A 16,049-nucleotide genomic window follows, 5' to 3' on the forward strand; every position below is an offset into this window, starting at 1 on the left:
ACAGTGGACAGCCATATTCTTGATATTCTTGCACATCAATAATGAGTGACTACACTTAAGCTTCAAGTTGCTTATGGTGAAACGAATGACAATTTCAAGACGAAAATTGATAGAGCCTCAAATTACCCCTTTTTATCATGTAATTAATCGCTGTGTGCGTCGTGCTTATCTGTGTGGGGATGATCCGTATAACGGTAAAAACTATCAACATCGTCGTGGTTGGATAGTAAATAAAATCAAACAATTAGCAGCTGTATTTTGTATTGATATTTGTGCTTATGCCGTTATGAGTAACCATTATCATTTAGTGCTAAAAATAGATATTGAGCAGCAACAAAAATTAACCCCAGAAGAAGTAATATCACGTTGGTTACAGTTATTTAGCGGCCATCCTATCGCGGTTGATTTTTTAAAAGATGGGCAAATAGCCGCAGATAAACAACAAGCATTATCAAATTTAGTGGCTGAATGGCAACAACGATTAGGCAGTATTAGTTGGTTTATGCGTTGTCTTAATGAAGAAATCGCGCGAAAAGCCAATAAAGAAGATCAATGCAAAGGTGCATTTTGGGAAGGACGTTTTAAATCTCAAGCGTTGTTAGACGAACAGGCATTATTATCTTGCATGATGTACGTAGATTTAAACCCGATCAGGGCTGGCGTTACACCGTCATTAGAACAATCAGATTTTACCTCTATTCAGCAACGTATTCGTGAACATCACCAAACGAAAACATCGACACAACAATCATCATCAGATATCTCTCGTTTTCAATTATTACCTTTTGTTGGTGGTGAACATCAAGCTAAAAAAGTGGGTGTTAATGTCACTTTTGCCGATTATCTTGAGCTTATTGATTGGACGGGTCGATTTATTCGAAATGATAAAAAAGGGTTTATTGCACCCAACCAACCAAGAATTTTGCAGAAAATGGGTATAACATCAGATGCTTGGCTTGAGCATAGTGAACAATTTATGGAACATTATGCCAACGTGAGTGGTAAATGGTCTCAAATGTGTGCCTTCAAACAACGCGTTGGTGGGCAGTGGTGCAAGGGAAAATCAGCAAGCCACCAGTTACATCCAAGTTAGATGTGTTTATCTTTATTAGATAATGATACCGCGATCACAGCCAGGATTGTGGGTGTTGTCGATCCTGTTTTAAATTATTGTCGAGTATTTCTCATTTTAAAATATTAACTTCAAGTATTATTTTAAATAAATTGTGTTTAATTATTGTTATATAGAGGAGGTGAATAATGACGACTAATAACATTAAAAATATAGTGTTTGATATTGGAAATGTAGTTGTACGTTGGAATCCACTTGAAATTATTAAGCTAACTTTTGGTGAAATAGAATACCCAGAACAATTAACAAAAACTATTTTTCATAGTGAGTTATGGGCAGCGCTGAATAAAGGCGAATTGACTGAATCAGAAGCTAAAATAAGATATCAAGAGCAGCTTAAGTATTCTAAAGAGGATATTGAACGGTTATTTTATTATATAAAGCAAAGTCAAATTCTTTTATTTGGCTCTGTTGAGTTGATTAATAGGGTAAAACTAGCTGGCTACAATATTTATGCTTTGACTGATAATGTTGTTGAAATTGTTGATTATCTTAAAAAACAATATGATTTTTGGCCAATGTTTGATGGTGCGATTGTGTCTGCTGAAGTGGGATGCTTAAAGCCGCAGGTAGCAATATTTCATTGTTTACTTAATAAATATAATCTTCAGGCATCTGAATCTGTATTTATTGATGATATGTCACCTAATGTTGAAGGTGCTAGAACATTAGGTTTTTCTGCTATTCAATTTAAAGATTCAATACAATGTGAGTGCGAATTAAAATCGTTGGGGGTTTCTTTTTAGTCAACTGAGGTTTATATCAAAATAAAAAGATTTGGCTGTCCAATGAGAAAAGTACGAGATTATCGATGGTTAAACGAGAGGTTAGCGTTGATTTTTAGGTGCTAATTTATATGGCTGTCCACTATAGTCATCTCTATAGTATAGTGATGTAGCGACATGGATGTAATTAACGATAGGGAGTACGGATGAAAAAAGGTTTTGATATTATTGGTGCTCCCTTTAACCAATTAGGGTGTGTAACGACGGATAAAAATACGGTTGATGGTCTTCGTGAAATGGATGAGGGATCATGGGTCGGGCTTACTGATTGGATTCAAGTCAGAACACAACGTTGGGCCTCAGATATCATCGATATTGGTGATGTTGCGGTAACGTCTGATGTTAAACATTTCATTGATCATGGCGATAAAGACAACGCATTATTGAATTATACAAATAGTCTGAAATCAACGTTGTTAAAGAGTTATCAGAATAACCGCATTCCAATTACAATTGGTGGCGATCATTCTATTGCGGTTGGAACATTACAAGCAACGATGGAATTTTTCCAAAAAGGGAAAGGTAAAAAGGTTGCTGTTGTTTGGGTTGATGCACATGCTGATATCAATAATAGCTTAGACAGTAATTTGCATGGAAAACCGCTGGCATTATTAATGAATCAATACCCATATAATGAATGGAATATGCCTGCTGATATTGCAATTAATCCTCAGGATGTTTATTACATTGGTATTAGAGATGTTATGCGAAATGAGTTCGATTTAATAAATGAATTGAATATTACTAATTATGATATGGCATTTATTGAGGAACATGGATTTAATAATGTTATAAAAAGCTTAATGACAACATTGGAACAAGACTACGACCATATTTATTTATCATTTGATTATGATGCGTTAGATGGTTGCATCTTTCGAGCCTGTGCAACTCCAAATGTAGGTGGTTTAACCGCGAGAGAAGCATTGCGTCTTGTTTATATGCTTGCTTCTAGCCCTAAATTTATTGGTGCTGATTTTGTTGAGTATATGCCAGAGCTTGATGATAATGGAATATCTAAAGAATTAATGGTAAAACTTATTGATGCTGTATGGGGATTTCGATCGTAATAGATTCAATAAATAAAACCGATATGGTTAATCGGTTTTAAATTGTTTATTTTAGAAACTGTGTTTGTCATCAGGGAACGTTTGTTGTTCCACTTCTTCGCGATATTTTGTTACAGCCGCTTCAATTGAACCTGTTTCTGCGAGGAAATTCCTTGAAAAACGTGGAATATAATTAGCTGATACACCTAAGATATCGTGCATAACTAAAACTTGGCCATCGGTATCTTTACCTGCACCAATACCAATTACTGGAATATTGAGTTCAAGTGTAATTTGTTGGGCTAATTTAGCGGGTACGCATTCTAGAACTAACACCTGAACACCTGCTTGTTGTAACTGTTGAGCATTTTCCATTATTTCTGTGGCTTGTGCTTCTGTTTTTCCCTGAACTTTATATCCACCATATATATTAACAGCTTGTGGCATTAAGCCTAAGTGTGCACAAATTGGTACTGCCCGTTCTGTTAATATTTTAACAGTATCGATTAACCAACTACCGCCTTCAACTTTTATCATATTAGCTCCCGCTTTCATTAGCTTGGCGGCTGATTCGCATGCTGTATTAGGCGTGTGATAACTCATAAAAGGTAAATCTGAAATAATAAATGCATTTGGGCTTCCTGCTCTCACGCATTGTGTGTGGTAAACCAAATCATCAACACTGACATCGAGTGTTGTGGGTTTTCCTTGTATAACGGAACCAAGGGAGTCTCCGACAACCAATACTGGTATGTTTTGTGAATCAAAGACCTTTGAAAAACTTGCATCATAAGCGGTGATTGCTGCAAATTTTTTACCTAATACTTTCCAATTATTTAAATCTGAAATGGTGATTTTTTTCATTAGTCATTCTTTTTTGTGGTAAAAAAATGATGCTAACATGTCTTAATGTGTGTATATATTTCAATTAAGACAGACCACATTTGTTATGTGACAGCTTAAAATGTGTTATCCATCTTGTTTTTATTCGATATGTATAATATTTGTCAAAGTGAAATTAAGTATCGAGATATAAATAAATACGCGTTTATTTTTACTAAAGTAATATATGAAAGATAAAATAGTTAAATTGGGATTTATCGCTGCAGCCATGATGAATATCGGTGGTGTGTTAATTTTTTCTCGTTTATTTACTAATTCAGTTATTAATGATTTTGACCCTGTTGTTATGTCCAATTTTGGGTTGTTAATGATTGTTATCTGGGGATTGGCATATTTAGGTGCGGCATCAATAACATCTAATCTAAAGTGGTTGGCAGGAGCATTTGTTATTGAAAAATTAGTCTATGTAATATCGTGGATCTGTTGGTTTAAAGGTCATGATCTGAGTGCTGTTTATGATCAAGATTTATTTGCCGGTATATTTTATAGTATCTATGGTGCTAATGATTTTGTGTTTATGATATTTTTCTTGTGGGTGTTTTTAGCACAAACTAAAGTATTAAAACCAATAGCATAATGTTTTATACGACTTCGTATGTGACACTGTAAAGTTTGATGTTCGTAAGAAGAAACGCCTAAGGCTAATAACCTTGGGCGTTTCCGTATGTAGTTGATACGTTTGAACAATACCATACAATGATATTGTTTTTATCTGAGAGCTTTGTTTCCTCAACTAAATAGTGATTACTTTTTTATATTGTTATTAATCTTCGTTAATTTATTTTTCAGGTGTCTCAAGCGCTTTAATAGCGATATTAACTGTGTTGTTAAAATCAGTATTATTTTCTAGCATTCCTGAGCTTGCAGGTCCAAGTGCATTTGAATATAAGTCGCGTTGCTTGTTTAATGGTAGATCTAATTGGTCGTATAAATTTTGACGGATTTTTGCATGTTGTTCTGGTGCATTGTTTGATAGATCGACCAAAGTGTCATAAATAAGATTAGCGATATTATTCATAGTAACTCCTTAATTACTTAGTCGTTTATAGTTACGTTATATCGACTAAATATCTGGGATATTAGTCACATAACGCATAAGGATGTACGCAACTGATATATTAAAGTGATTATTTCGCACATCCATTCCTATGCAGTATTCATTTTATTTAAATAACGTAGCGCGTTACTTCATTATCTTAGTTCATGATTTGAAATTTTCGAGTGTAAGTTATTAAAGTCTTGATGATTTTTAGCCATATGCGTCTTTATTGACGGTTAAGGTTTAATGATGTCTAAAAGTGGAGGCTTAATGTCTGCTATTTTAATCAAAAAAGAACGAAGCATAATAGTTAGCTTCTTTCATTATCAGTATACAATGGCGAACTAAAGGTACTTTTGCTTCAAAGGAATTGACTATGTTATGGTTTTTAATGATAACGTTACCGTTGGTGTTAGCGGGCGTTCATCAGCTATTTTTGATCTTAAATCTTTATCCTCGTAATAATAGTGTATTTATTATTCCTGCCATTATTATCAGTTACTGCATTTTTGCTGTTCATTCAGTATTTGATCGTGATGCGTTACCCGCTGTAATCATTGCTATTTACTATATTGGCTTAACCGCGATTACAGTTCGAGCAACGATTCGACGATCAGCTGTGTTTAAATAATATTTTCATTCGAATTTTTATTATCAATAAGGGTTAATCATATGAAAAAACCGTATCCAGCAAAAACTATCCAGAATGTGATTAACAGTGCGATTTATCATCTCAATTTACGTGATCATACCGAGTATGAACTACGAAAAAAATTAGAGGCCAAAACAGAGCAACAAGATTGGATTGAGACTGTGTTGCAACAAATGAAAGATTTCGGTTATGTAAAAGAAGATCTTCAATTTGCACTGCACTTTAGTGAGATGGCTTTCTCTAATGAACATGGACAACAGTACATTAAACAGAAATTAAAAGGTAAAGGTATTCCTGCAATCATCATTGAAGAAGCATTAATTGAGATTATGGAGAAAAAACAAGTGTCTGAACTTGATATGATCAAAAGTCGTTTAGATAGTTATGATGATTTTAGTCAAACCACCAAAGAGAAAATAACCAACGATCTCACTAAGCGAGGGTACAGTTTTCAAGATATTTCAAGAGCGATTGCTGAACATGATGCTGCCGATACGCTATTAACTAAAGCTAAAATCAAAGGCATGAATGCGGATCTTGAAACCGAAGTATTGAAATTGGTGAGAAAGCTCAAAGGAAAAACAGTGATTAAGCAAGAGCTTAAAATGAAACATGTTGATATTACTAATCTTGAGCAAGTCTTCTATGATTTAGAGGAAGCGGGTGAGGTCGATTTTTATGAAAATTGCCAACTTGTACTAGCAAAAAAAAGGTTTGATTTATCGAATTTTAAAGACAAAAGTAAAGCCTATGCGTATTTGTCATCAAAGGGTTATAACTCAGATGAAATCAAAGAAGCAATGGCTGCAGTAAGTAATTAAAACTGCCTGTACGGCAGTGAACAACCTAAGCTTAACTTCTGTCAATGCCATGATTTTCTAAGCTGCCGGTACGGCAGTGAGCGATTTTAGAGACGAGCGGCGCTATTGGAAAATTTTCTAAGCTGCCTGTACGGCAGTGAACCGGTGATGATTATCAGTGTGCAAAATACGTATTTTCTAAGCTGCCTGTACGGCAGTGAACTCTAGCCACAAATTAAGCTCGGCTTTGTCATTTTTCTAAGCTGCCTGTACGGCAGTGAACCTTTTTTATGTGATACATTCCCCAATTCATACTTTCTAAGCTGCCTGTACGGCAGTGAACATCTATCATCTGGTAGAGCATTTATAGAATCTTTTCTAAGCTGCCTGTACGGCAGTGAACCCCAAGCCAATATGACGGTGGTATTAAGCGGTTTTCTAAGCTGCCTGTACGGCAGTGAACAGGTGTGCAGAAAGAGCCCGCGAATAAACACGTTTCTAAGCTGCCTGTACGGCAGTGAACGAAGGCTTCAAAAACCAAATAGCAGGAAAGGCTTTCTAAGCTGCCTGTACGGCAGTGAACCAGCAGCATTGATCGGCAACTGTTGACCGCCGTTTCTAAGCTGCCTGTACGGCAGTGAACAAGCTAATAATTCACGATTCGGAGCTGGATTATTTCTAAGCTGCCTGTACGGCAGTGAACGTCGGCCTGAAATTACAGTGGAAGCAAACCAGTTTCTAAGCTGCCTGTACGGCAGTGAACTGAAGCTTAATTAGTATAAGTGATTGCTTATAGAAGCTAAACAGTAAATTCCCACCAAATACCCTTATTTAAACTGATATTTTAAGTCGTTGTTTTATATAGTATGAGTTGTTATCAAATAAAAAAGGGTATTTGTGATTACACTCTAAACGAATTATACGCATTATGTATATAATTCGTTTTTTTATTGTTGGTGATTGCTATGTGCGCTAAGTCTTTCACACCGAGTGAGCTAAAAACGATTATTCATTCTAAACGTGCCAATCTTTATTATTTACAGCATTGTCGCGTGTTAGTGAATGGTGGACGGGTTGAATATGTCACTGACGAAGGTAAGCAATCTTTATATTGGAATATCCCCATAGCAAACACGACCGCCATTATGCTTGGAACTGGTACATCGATTACTCAAGCTGCAATGCGCGAATTAGCTAAAGCTGGCGTGCTAGTCGGTTTTTGCGGTGGTGGCGGAACGCCGTTATTCTCAGCTAATGAAGTTGAACCTGATGTTAGTTGGTTAACACCGCAATCTGAATATCGACCAACAGAATATCTTCAATGGTGGGTGAGTTTCTGGTTTGATGACTTTAAACGTCTAGAAGCGGCAATACTTTTCCAACGAGTCCGATTACAGCAAATTAAAAAAGTATGGTTATCAGCAACCATGCAACGCGATAACAATTTCATTATTGATGCCGAAAAACTAGAGCACATTTTATCTACGTTTGAAAATAAACTTAGTCATTGTCAAAACAGCACTGACTTATTGTTATTAGAAGCCGTCATGACCAAAGCCTTATATAAACTCGCAGTCAATACAGTGCAATATGGTGAATTTACTCGTTCTTCGCGAGGAAATAGCACTGATATTGCTAATCGATTTTTAGATCATGGTAACTATTTAGCTTATGGTTTAGGGGCGACCGCATGTTGGGTTATTGGATTGCCACATGGACTCGCCGTTCTACATGGTAAAACTCGTCGTGGTGGTTTAGTATTTGATGTTGCTGATTTAATAAAAGACGCGATTGTGCTCCCAAATGCTTTTATTGCCGCAATGGCAGGGGATGACGAACAAGAATTTCGTCAACGATGCTTGAATGGATTTAGAAAAGCCAATGCATTAGATGTGATGATCGATGCGATTAAAGACACAGCACAAGCGGTTGCAAAATTATAAATGAATATTCTTCTTATCTCTCAATGTAATAAAAAAGCCCTTGATGAAACCCGTAAAGTGCTGGATCAATTTGCAGAACGTAAAGGTGATCGTACATGGCAAACGCCGATTACGTTAGAAGGCTTAAAAACATTACGTCAATTATTAAAGCAAACCGCAAGGCGGAATACTGCGGTCGCTTGCCATTGGATTCGAGGCGCAAATAATACCGAACTAATGTGGATTGTCGGTAATAAACGTCGTTTCAATGAACAGGGTACAGTACCCACAAATACAACTGAGCGTAATATTCTGCGTTCGGAAGATGAAAATGGCTGGCAAAGTAACTATGCTGTTGCATTAATGGCATCACTTGCGGGTTTATTTCATGATGTAGGTAAAGCTAACAGCTTATTTCAACAGAAACTAACGGGCAAAGGGAATATTGCTGAGCCATTGCGGCATGAATGGCTATCGTTGTTAGTTTTTCAAGCATTTGCAAAGAATAAAACCGATGATCAATGGCTAACAGAATTAGCGGATTTATCACCACAAAAAATTAGCAAGATTGTTAATGATGTGCACTATACCCCAGCGTTGTCACCGTTTATTGGCCTGACCGAATTAGCAAAAACGATTGGATGGTTAATTGTTTCTCACCATCGCTTGCCGACTTATCAACTGTCAGACTTTAAGCCGACAATTGGTGATTCAGATGATTGGTTAGAACAAAAACTGTGCCCTGAGTGGAATGCAAAAAATCATAAAAACCCTGAGTTAATCGCAAAAATAGCGGATAACTTTATTTTCCCTCATGGTATTCCACTACAAAGTCAAACATGGCAAAACAAAGCGCAACAGCTGGCGAAACGAGCATTAGCACACCCGAATTTGCGTCATTTTGGACAATGTGAGAACGCATTTCCACTGCATATGGCACGATTAAGTTTAATGCTTGCTGATCACTGCTATTCATCAAGTCAGCCTGTTGTCGCTTGGCAAGATCCTCTCTACAAAGCTTATGCAAATACCGATCGTAAAACGGGGAAATTAAAACAAAAATTAGATGAGCATAATATCGGAGTAGCGCAGTTAGCCTATCGATTAAGCTTAGGCTTACCAAAATTACGCTTGAGTCTACCTGCGATTACTCGTCATTCGTTATTTAAAAAACGTACCACAATTAATAAATTTCGCTGGCAAGATAAAGCCTATGATCTGGCGTGTTCGGTGCGTGATATTTCTGAGGTTCACGGCTTTTTTGGGGTCAATATGGCGTCAACGGGGTGTGGTAAAACCTTTGCCAATGCGCGAATTATGTATGGATTAGCCAATCAACAACAAGGGTGTCGATTTAGCATTGCTTTAGGACTGCGAACATTAACCCTACAAACAGGGGATGCACTCAAAGATCGTTTAAAACTGGATAGTGATGATTTAGCTGTGTTAGTCGGATCGCAAGCTGTTAAAGATCTGCATCAAAGTAAGCTCACAATTCAGCAAGAAGCAAAAGCACAACAAACAGGCAGTGAGTCGGAAACGTTATTTTCAGAGCATATGTATGTTAGTTATGACGGTAGCCTTGATGATGGTCATCTTAGTCAGTGGCTCAAGCAAAAACCAACTATTCATAAATTGGTCAGTGCTCCGATTACGGTGAGTACCATTGATTATTTAATGCCAGCCACAGAGGGTACGCGAGGCGGGCAGCAAATTGCACCTATGTTGCGATTATTTACAGGGGATCTGATTCTTGATGAGCCTGATGATTTTGGCTTAGAAGATTTACCTGCATTATGCCGTTTAGTCCATTGGGCTGGCATGTTAGGTTCACGAGTATTACTGTCATCAGCGACGTTAGCACCGTCATTAATTACTGCTTTATTTAAAGCCTATTCTCATGGTCGCCAGCAATATAACCATAGCCACGGCATTACCGAAACAACAGTACAATGTGGCTGGTTTGATGAATTTAATGCGCAATCAGTTTGTATTGATGATGCTGATTTCAAACAACAACACACGCAGTTTATTACCCAACGAGCAAAAACACTGAACCGTAAATCATTACCCTTACGCCAAGCTGAGTTAATGCCTTTAGACGCGGAAAAATTAACGCAAACCGATGCGGTTAATTATCTATCAAGCCATATTCAACAGGCGATTTACACTTTAGATGAACGGCATCGCCAAGTTGCACCAAACGATAAAACCATTTCGATTGGCTTAGTTAGAATGGCAAATATTGAACCCTTAATTGCGGTGGGTGAGTCGTTATTATCAATGCCGACACCAGATAATACCTGTGTTCATTATTGTTTTTATCATAGCCAGCATCCCATGGCAGTTAGAGCGCATATAGAGCAACAGTTAGACACGGTGTTAATGCGCGATCCTGCAGATTCACAAGCAATATTGGATTTACCTCAAATCAAAACTGCATTAGAACAACAGCCTCAACAACATCATATCTTTGTGGTGGTCGCCACTGCGGTGGCAGAAGTTGGGCGCGATCATGATTATGATTGGGCAGTGGTTGAACCCAGTTCAATGCGGTCGATTATTCAGTTAGCCGGGCGTATTCAGCGTCATCGCCAATGTGTGCCTAATTCACCCAATATCATGATATTAACTAAAAATATTAAGGCATTATTAGGTACAGATGTTGCGTATTGTAATCCTGGTTTTGAGCTGCCTAAAAATGATCTAAATAAAGGACATTTGCGGTTAAATCAACATGATTTGACTAAATTGTTAGTCGCTGACGACTATCAGACTATCTCTGCTTACCCACGATTTGTGGAACCAGAACCATTAAAGCTACCATTTGGTTTAATTGAGTTAGAACACTACGCATTGATTTATACCTTATTTAAAGACAGTGCTAAGAAGGTTGAATACTGGTGGTTGCAACCGTATTTACACTTATTTGGCGAATATCAGAGCCAAACACGGTTTCGACAATCTCTACCGCAAACGGAATATTATTTCTTTATCGATGATGACGATCAAGCGCTGAGCATTAAAGTGCGTGATGAATACAGCGGTGAGTTTGTTAATAAAACCGAGCTGTTTCATCTTGCGGCGATAGACAATATCGCGAATGGAAATCAAGCGTGGTTTGATTGTCAATACAGCGCAGTGTATGACGAGCTAAGTGACATCTTTGATAAAGACAGTGAGCAGATCAGTGAATTATTTGGTGGTATAAACCTTAATGATTCGAATAAAACCCCACGATTTCATTACCATCCGTGGCTAGGAGTGTTTGAGGGGAAATATAGGACGTAAAGGTATTATTTTTTCTTTGTTTTGTAGATAATTCCTCATAAATGCATATAGATATATGTTGTAGCAATGTTTAACTTGATGCTTATATCGTTAGGTTTATATTTGGCGTGGTAAATTCGGCTCTGGAGTTGCTATGCAAATTGAAATCAGCATGTTAGTTCAAGCGTACATTGAACAACGGCGACAAACAAAATCAGATGAAATAGAAAAGAAAAAAAATGTCAAAAATGGAGTGTCGGAAACAGAATTAGCTAATTTAAATGAACTTATAAAAATTATTAATCAAGATTTTGAAGTTCAAACATGGCTTACAAATGCCGCCGTTAGAGCAAAACAAATCAGTTTAGCAACCCATGCCGTCAAGTTTACTCATGGCAGTGCAAAAGGCAGTAATATCTTAGCATTAGCCTTGAACACTGATGCTCCATATCTTGATTCTTCAGCAATAATAGCACCTGCCGTTGATGCCGTGGGTAATGCTGCTGCGCTAGATGTGGCTAAATTACTCCAGCTTGATGATGGTAATGCCACATTGGCTATTTATTTATCACAAGGGGACGATCATGTTTTACGTTCTTTGGCGAGTAGTGATGAGCAATGCCAATTATGGGCTGATGGGTTGCGTCAAGCATTAGAAGTTAAAACACCCAGTAGCCATACCTTAGCCAAACAAATATATTTTCCTGTTGGTGATAATCAATATCACCTTATTAGCCCGTTATATTCATCAGCCTTAGCCCATGAACTATTTCATCAGGTACAACATTCCCGTTTTAGTGATGAGATGAAAGTTGCCAGAGAAGCGTACCGTAAAAAGCAACCGAGTGATGTTGATGTGGTGCGTTATTCGAATTTAGCGGTAACCATTAGTGGTGGTTCAAAGCCTCAAAATATCTCGCAATTAAATTCAAAACGTTACGGTAAAACCTATTTATTCCCTTGTACTGCGCCTGATTGGAAAAGCCAATATCAACCACCCATGTTTGGTTCAAATTGGTTTGATAGCCGAGAAGTGGGACGTGATACCTATTATCTAATTAAATTACTGGCTGAATTTTTAGTCAAAGTAAAACTCTTAGATAGCAATATTCGTATTCGTCAACGCCGTGATCGATTAGCTGATCAAATCCTTGATAGTATTTTAACCTTGGCGGCTAGCCATCAAACAAATACGCGAGGCTGGAGTCAAGATAGTGAATTATCACTTGCCCAACAGTGCTGGTTAGATCCTCAAGCCGATCATCTGTATGACGGCGATTGGCAAACGGAAGTCAGCCGTGATTTTGGTTTATGGCTTAATAACCGTTTAGAAAAGGTTAGTCAGCAACAATTAATGTTAGGCAGTGAGGCATTGCAGCATTGGCAAACATTATGTCATGACGCTATTCGTGAGGCAGGACGATGAGTTTATTTATTATTAAAAATATGCACATTGAAGGTGCAAACGCGATTGCAGGCTTTACTTATGGTTTTCCAGCGATTACTCAATTTTTAGGGTTTGTGCACGCATTATCACGCAACGTTAAGTTTCAATATGGGATCAGTTTTGATGGCTGTGCAGTGATGTGCCACCAGTATCAAGTGCATGCTTATCGGGGCAGTGATTGGGATGATTATGGTTTTGCATTAACTCGTAATCCTTTAGCGAAAGACGGTAAAACAGCACCTATCGTTGAAGAAGGGAAAATGAACCTTTGTGTATCATTACTAATTGAATGCAAAGGTTTTAGTGGCGGTAACAGCGACCAAGAACAAAGCATCATTGACGCTATAAAAACGTTAGCATTAAGTCAACGTTGTGCTGGTGGACATATTACCCATATTGAAGCGTGTCATTTTAAACCAATGCCGAATGAGGCCAGTGGTTGTCGTAAACTTTTACGACCATTGTTACCAGGGTTTATTTTATGTGATCGTAGCGATTATCTACAGCAACATAATGAAAGTAATGATCAAAATATGATCATGAATTGGCTCGATTTTAGTGCCTTACGTTACCGTTATGAAACGCTGACGGAAAGTGACAGTGTAGCGGCAGAACAGGGGCAGTGGGAACGTGTCAATAAGCCTCAAAGTGGCTATTTAATACCACTGATGATCGGCTATAAACAAATTAGCGAGGTATTTGATGCCGGAGTGGTGGCTAATGTTCGTGATAACACAACCCCATTTGCGTTTACTGAAGCGGTTTATAGTGTCGGTGAGTGGATAGGCAGTCCGAGTCGGGTTGAATCTATCAATCAAATCTTATGGCGTTATCAATATCGTTCACCGTATTACTTATGCCGCGCCCAACAATCTATTCATTCTATTGAAAGTAATGAAGATTTAAACGTTTATTATTAAATTCCCAAGGATGTATACAATGATAACCAAGTTAACCACACCATCAGTTTTAGCTTTTGAAGGCAAATTGGCTTGTTCAGATGCCGTTATGGCTGCAGGTAATTGGAATGAAATAGCCACTAATATAAATTGGCGGCCTATTGCTGTGAATGAGAAATCAGTGCGTGGTACGATTTCTAATCGCATGAAAGGGCCAAAAGCAAATGATCCGGCTAAACTAGATGCTGAAATTCAAAAGGCAAATTTACAGACAGTAGATAATGCCGCATTACCGTTTGATTGCGACACGCTCAAATTGACTTTTACGTTGCGTGTACTCGGTGATTTAAATGTTCCTTCTACGTGTAATAATCCTGATTACCAAGCGGCATTAAGTCAATTGATTAAAGGCTATGTTACTGATCATGGGTTTAAAGAATTAGCGACACGTTATGCTACTAATCTTGCTAATGGTCGCTTCCTATGGCGTAACCGTGTTGGGGCTGAAAATGTGGTGGTAACAGTACAACACCAGGATCAACTGTGGACATTTGACAGTTTAGATTTCAGCTTACGTCAATTTACAGTTGCGAATGGTGATTTAGCCGCATTATCACAAGTGATTGAACAAGGTTTATTAGGCGAAAAAGCAACCTTATTAACGGTGACTGCTTTTGTACAATTAGGTCATGGTCAAACAGTATTCCCATCTCAAGAATTAGTCATGAATACGGGTTCTGGTGATAAGAGTAAGTATCTGTATCAACTAAATGGTCAAGCGGCAATGCACTCCCAAAAAATTGGTAATGCATTACGCACCATTGATACATGGCATCCTGAAACAGATGAAGTTGGACCGATTGCCGTTGAACCTTATGGTTCAGTAACGAATCGTGGTAAAGCCTACCGTCAACCTAAAGAAAAAACGGATTTCTATAACTTACTAGATAACTGGTTATTGAAAGACAAAGCGCCTGAATTAGATCAGCAACACTATGCTATGGCGATGTTGGTGCGTGGCGGCGTGTTTGGAGAATAGCTATAATGTTGTATTACATTGATATTCAAGTTCAGCCTGATTTAGAGACCTCAGCACCAGTATTAATGAATAACTTATTTGCAAAATTACACCGTCAGTTAGGCACTGTAGGTAATGGAGAGGTGGGGATCAGTTTTCCTCATGCACATAAAACATTAGGCGATACGTTACGCTTACATGGTTCTCAAGCTGCACTTGAAAAAATGATGGCTGATAGTTGGCTAAAAGGATTAAGAGATTATACCTGTGTTACTGCTATTACTGCGGTTCCGAGTAATACAAAAGGTTTTCAAACCGTAAAACGAGTACAAGCAAAAAGTGCTAACAATAAGCGTAAACGGTCGATTGCTAAAGGTTGGATCAGTGCAGATGAAGCGATTCATGCGATCCCTGACACCGCAGAGCGTAAGTTAACGTTGCCTTATATCCAAATGCAAAGCTTATCTAACCAGAACGTTATGCGGGTATTTATTGAGCATAGTAAGGTTGTAAGTGATGCAACGGATGGTGTATTTAATAGTTATGGATTAAGTGCTACGGCTACAATACCTGTATTTTAAGTTTGTTTTAATCGTAATCGCTGCGATAGGTTAGGTGACTATTTAATCTTTTTTTTTGATTTTTATTTAACTTAAACAATAGCTTATTGTAATTGAGTTCATTGTTGTACTGTTAACTTAGGGAATATACAAAATATCATGTATTGTACTACTATGTTTACTGTCGTACAGGTAGCTTAGAAATAACAACACATCTTGTGTACTGCTGCACAGGCAGTTGAGAAACTATTGACTCGATGTTTGTTCACTGCCGTACTGGTAGCTTAGAATATTTACAGATGCCTAGACATGATAGGTTTTATACACTGCTGTACAGGCAGCTTAGAAAAATTCAGAGCGCTGGCGTAGATAACCTCTAATGATCACTGCCGTATAAGCAGCTTAGAAATTGAACCCAAGCTTTCGTTCACTGCCGTACAGGTAGTTTAGAAATGATGCGAACAATCAGGGGTTAGATTGCATTTATGTTCACTGCCGAAATAGGCAGCTTAGAAAGAACTTGGCAGGTTTAACCATGATATCAATAAGTTCACTGCCGCACTGGCAGCTTAG

At 37.8% G+C, this 16,049-nt stretch carries 13 protein-coding genes, 1 pseudogene and 1 CRISPR repeat array; of the genes and pseudogenes, 12 read left to right on the forward strand and 2 right to left on the reverse strand.

Annotated features, from left to right (window positions below):
• Positions 1 to 85 precede the first annotated feature (85 nt).
• From CZ809_RS02640 to CZ809_RS02650, 3 genes are all read left to right on the forward strand, one after another.
• Positions 86 to 1,093, forward strand: coding sequence for a transposase (locus CZ809_RS02640; RefSeq protein ID WP_080155877.1), 1,008 nt, complete (start codon positions 86 to 88; stop codon positions 1,091 to 1,093).
• Between the two features lie 167 nt (positions 1,094 to 1,260).
• Complete coding sequence (locus tag CZ809_RS02645) at positions 1,261 to 1,878, forward strand: HAD family hydrolase (RefSeq protein WP_080155878.1); 618 nt, start codon at positions 1,261 to 1,263, stop codon at positions 1,876 to 1,878.
• A gap of 185 nt (positions 1,879 to 2,063) precedes the next feature.
• The gene (locus CZ809_RS02650) at positions 2,064 to 2,987 is read left to right on the forward strand and encodes an arginase family protein (protein ID WP_080155879.1); all 924 of its coding nucleotides are present in this window, start codon (positions 2,064 to 2,066) and stop codon (positions 2,985 to 2,987) included.
• 51 nt (positions 2,988 to 3,038) lie between these two features.
• On the opposite strand, the gene panB is transcribed toward CZ809_RS02650, so the two are convergent.
• Positions 3,039 to 3,830, reverse strand: a complete 792-nt coding sequence (panB, locus tag CZ809_RS02655; RefSeq protein ID WP_080155880.1) for a 3-methyl-2-oxobutanoate hydroxymethyltransferase — start codon at positions 3,828 to 3,830, stop codon at positions 3,039 to 3,041.
• 205 nt (positions 3,831 to 4,035) lie between these two features.
• Here panB and CZ809_RS02660 point away from each other — a divergent pair, with 205 nt between their 5' ends.
• Positions 4,036 to 4,446, forward strand: coding sequence for a hypothetical protein (locus CZ809_RS02660; RefSeq protein ID WP_080155881.1), 411 nt, complete (start codon positions 4,036 to 4,038; stop codon positions 4,444 to 4,446).
• Between the two features lie 201 nt (positions 4,447 to 4,647).
• On the opposite strand, the gene CZ809_RS02665 is transcribed toward CZ809_RS02660, so the two are convergent.
• The gene (locus CZ809_RS02665; RefSeq protein WP_144396159.1) at positions 4,648 to 4,878 is read right to left on the reverse strand and encodes a PAS factor family protein; all 231 of its coding nucleotides are present in this window, start codon (positions 4,876 to 4,878) and stop codon (positions 4,648 to 4,650) included.
• Between the two features lie 406 nt (positions 4,879 to 5,284).
• Here CZ809_RS02665 and CZ809_RS02670 point away from each other — a divergent pair, with 406 nt between their 5' ends.
• The 8 genes and pseudogenes from CZ809_RS02670 (at position 5,285) to cas6f (ending at position 15,497) form a co-directional block, all read left to right on the forward strand.
• Positions 5,285 to 5,539, forward strand: a complete 255-nt coding sequence (locus CZ809_RS02670) for a hypothetical protein (RefSeq protein WP_080155883.1) — start codon at positions 5,285 to 5,287, stop codon at positions 5,537 to 5,539.
• 194 nt (positions 5,540 to 5,733) lie between these two features.
• Positions 5,734 to 6,351: pseudogene (locus tag CZ809_RS02675) on the forward strand (regulatory protein RecX); the annotation flags it as partial.
• Between the two features lie 24 nt (positions 6,352 to 6,375).
• A CRISPR array of direct repeats spans positions 6,376 to 7,123; the repeat unit is 28 nt; unit sequence TTTCTAAGCTGCCTGTACGGCAGTGAAC.
• Positions 7,124 to 7,325: 202 nt separating this feature from the next.
• Positions 7,326 to 8,303 carry a type I-F CRISPR-associated endonuclease Cas1f gene (cas1f, locus tag CZ809_RS02680; protein ID WP_080155884.1) on the forward strand — a complete coding sequence of 326 codons (978 nt, stop codon included), beginning with the start codon at positions 7,326 to 7,328 and terminating at the stop codon, positions 8,301 to 8,303.
• Positions 8,304 to 11,573 carry a type I-F CRISPR-associated helicase Cas3f gene (gene cas3f / locus CZ809_RS02685; RefSeq protein ID WP_080155885.1) on the forward strand — a complete coding sequence of 1,090 codons (3,270 nt, stop codon included), beginning with the start codon at positions 8,304 to 8,306 and terminating at the stop codon, positions 11,571 to 11,573.
• 133 nt (positions 11,574 to 11,706) lie between these two features.
• A complete protein-coding gene (csy1, locus tag CZ809_RS02690; protein ID WP_080155886.1) occupies positions 11,707 to 12,978 on the forward strand; it encodes a type I-F CRISPR-associated protein Csy1 in 1,272 nt (423 codons plus the stop codon).
• Positions 12,975 to 13,919, forward strand: coding sequence for a type I-F CRISPR-associated protein Csy2 (gene csy2, locus CZ809_RS02695; protein WP_080155887.1), 945 nt, complete (start codon positions 12,975 to 12,977; stop codon positions 13,917 to 13,919). Before csy1 ends, csy2 begins: the two co-directional genes overlap by 4 nt.
• Positions 13,920 to 13,938: 19 nt before the next feature.
• Positions 13,939 to 14,937 (forward strand): type I-F CRISPR-associated protein Csy3, encoded by a 999-nt coding sequence (csy3, locus tag CZ809_RS02700; protein ID WP_080155888.1) that lies wholly within the window; start codon positions 13,939 to 13,941, stop codon positions 14,935 to 14,937.
• Positions 14,938 to 14,942: 5 nt separating this feature from the next.
• Positions 14,943 to 15,497, forward strand: a complete 555-nt coding sequence (cas6f, locus tag CZ809_RS02705; protein ID WP_080155889.1) for a type I-F CRISPR-associated endoribonuclease Cas6/Csy4 — start codon at positions 14,943 to 14,945, stop codon at positions 15,495 to 15,497.
• Positions 15,498 to 16,049 lie beyond the last annotated feature (552 nt).

Source organism: Photobacterium piscicola (genome assembly GCF_900166965.1).
Lineage (GTDB): Bacteria > Pseudomonadota > Gammaproteobacteria > Enterobacterales > Vibrionaceae > Photobacterium > Photobacterium piscicola.

Coding starts and splice junctions, on each gene's coding strand:
- CZ809_RS02640 (WP_080155877.1), top strand. CDS start 86: ATGACAATTTCAAGACGAAAATTGATAGAGCCTCAAATTACCCCTTTT.
- CZ809_RS02645 (WP_080155878.1), top strand. CDS start 1,261: ATGACGACTAATAACATTAAAAATATAGTGTTTGATATTGGAAATGTA.
- CZ809_RS02650 (WP_080155879.1), top strand. CDS start 2,064: ATGAAAAAAGGTTTTGATATTATTGGTGCTCCCTTTAACCAATTAGGG.
- panB (WP_080155880.1), bottom strand. CDS start 3,830: ATGAAAAAAATCACCATTTCAGATTTAAATAATTGGAAAGTATTAGGT.
- CZ809_RS02660 (WP_080155881.1), top strand. CDS start 4,036: ATGAAAGATAAAATAGTTAAATTGGGATTTATCGCTGCAGCCATGATG.
- CZ809_RS02670 (WP_080155883.1), top strand. CDS start 5,285: ATGTTATGGTTTTTAATGATAACGTTACCGTTGGTGTTAGCGGGCGTT.
- cas1f (WP_080155884.1), top strand. CDS start 7,326: ATGTGCGCTAAGTCTTTCACACCGAGTGAGCTAAAAACGATTATTCAT.
- cas3f (WP_080155885.1), top strand. CDS start 8,304: ATGAATATTCTTCTTATCTCTCAATGTAATAAAAAAGCCCTTGATGAA.
- csy1 (WP_080155886.1), top strand. CDS start 11,707: ATGCAAATTGAAATCAGCATGTTAGTTCAAGCGTACATTGAACAACGG.
- csy2 (WP_080155887.1), top strand. CDS start 12,975: ATGAGTTTATTTATTATTAAAAATATGCACATTGAAGGTGCAAACGCG.
- csy3 (WP_080155888.1), top strand. CDS start 13,939: ATGATAACCAAGTTAACCACACCATCAGTTTTAGCTTTTGAAGGCAAA.
- cas6f (WP_080155889.1), top strand. CDS start 14,943: ATGTTGTATTACATTGATATTCAAGTTCAGCCTGATTTAGAGACCTCA.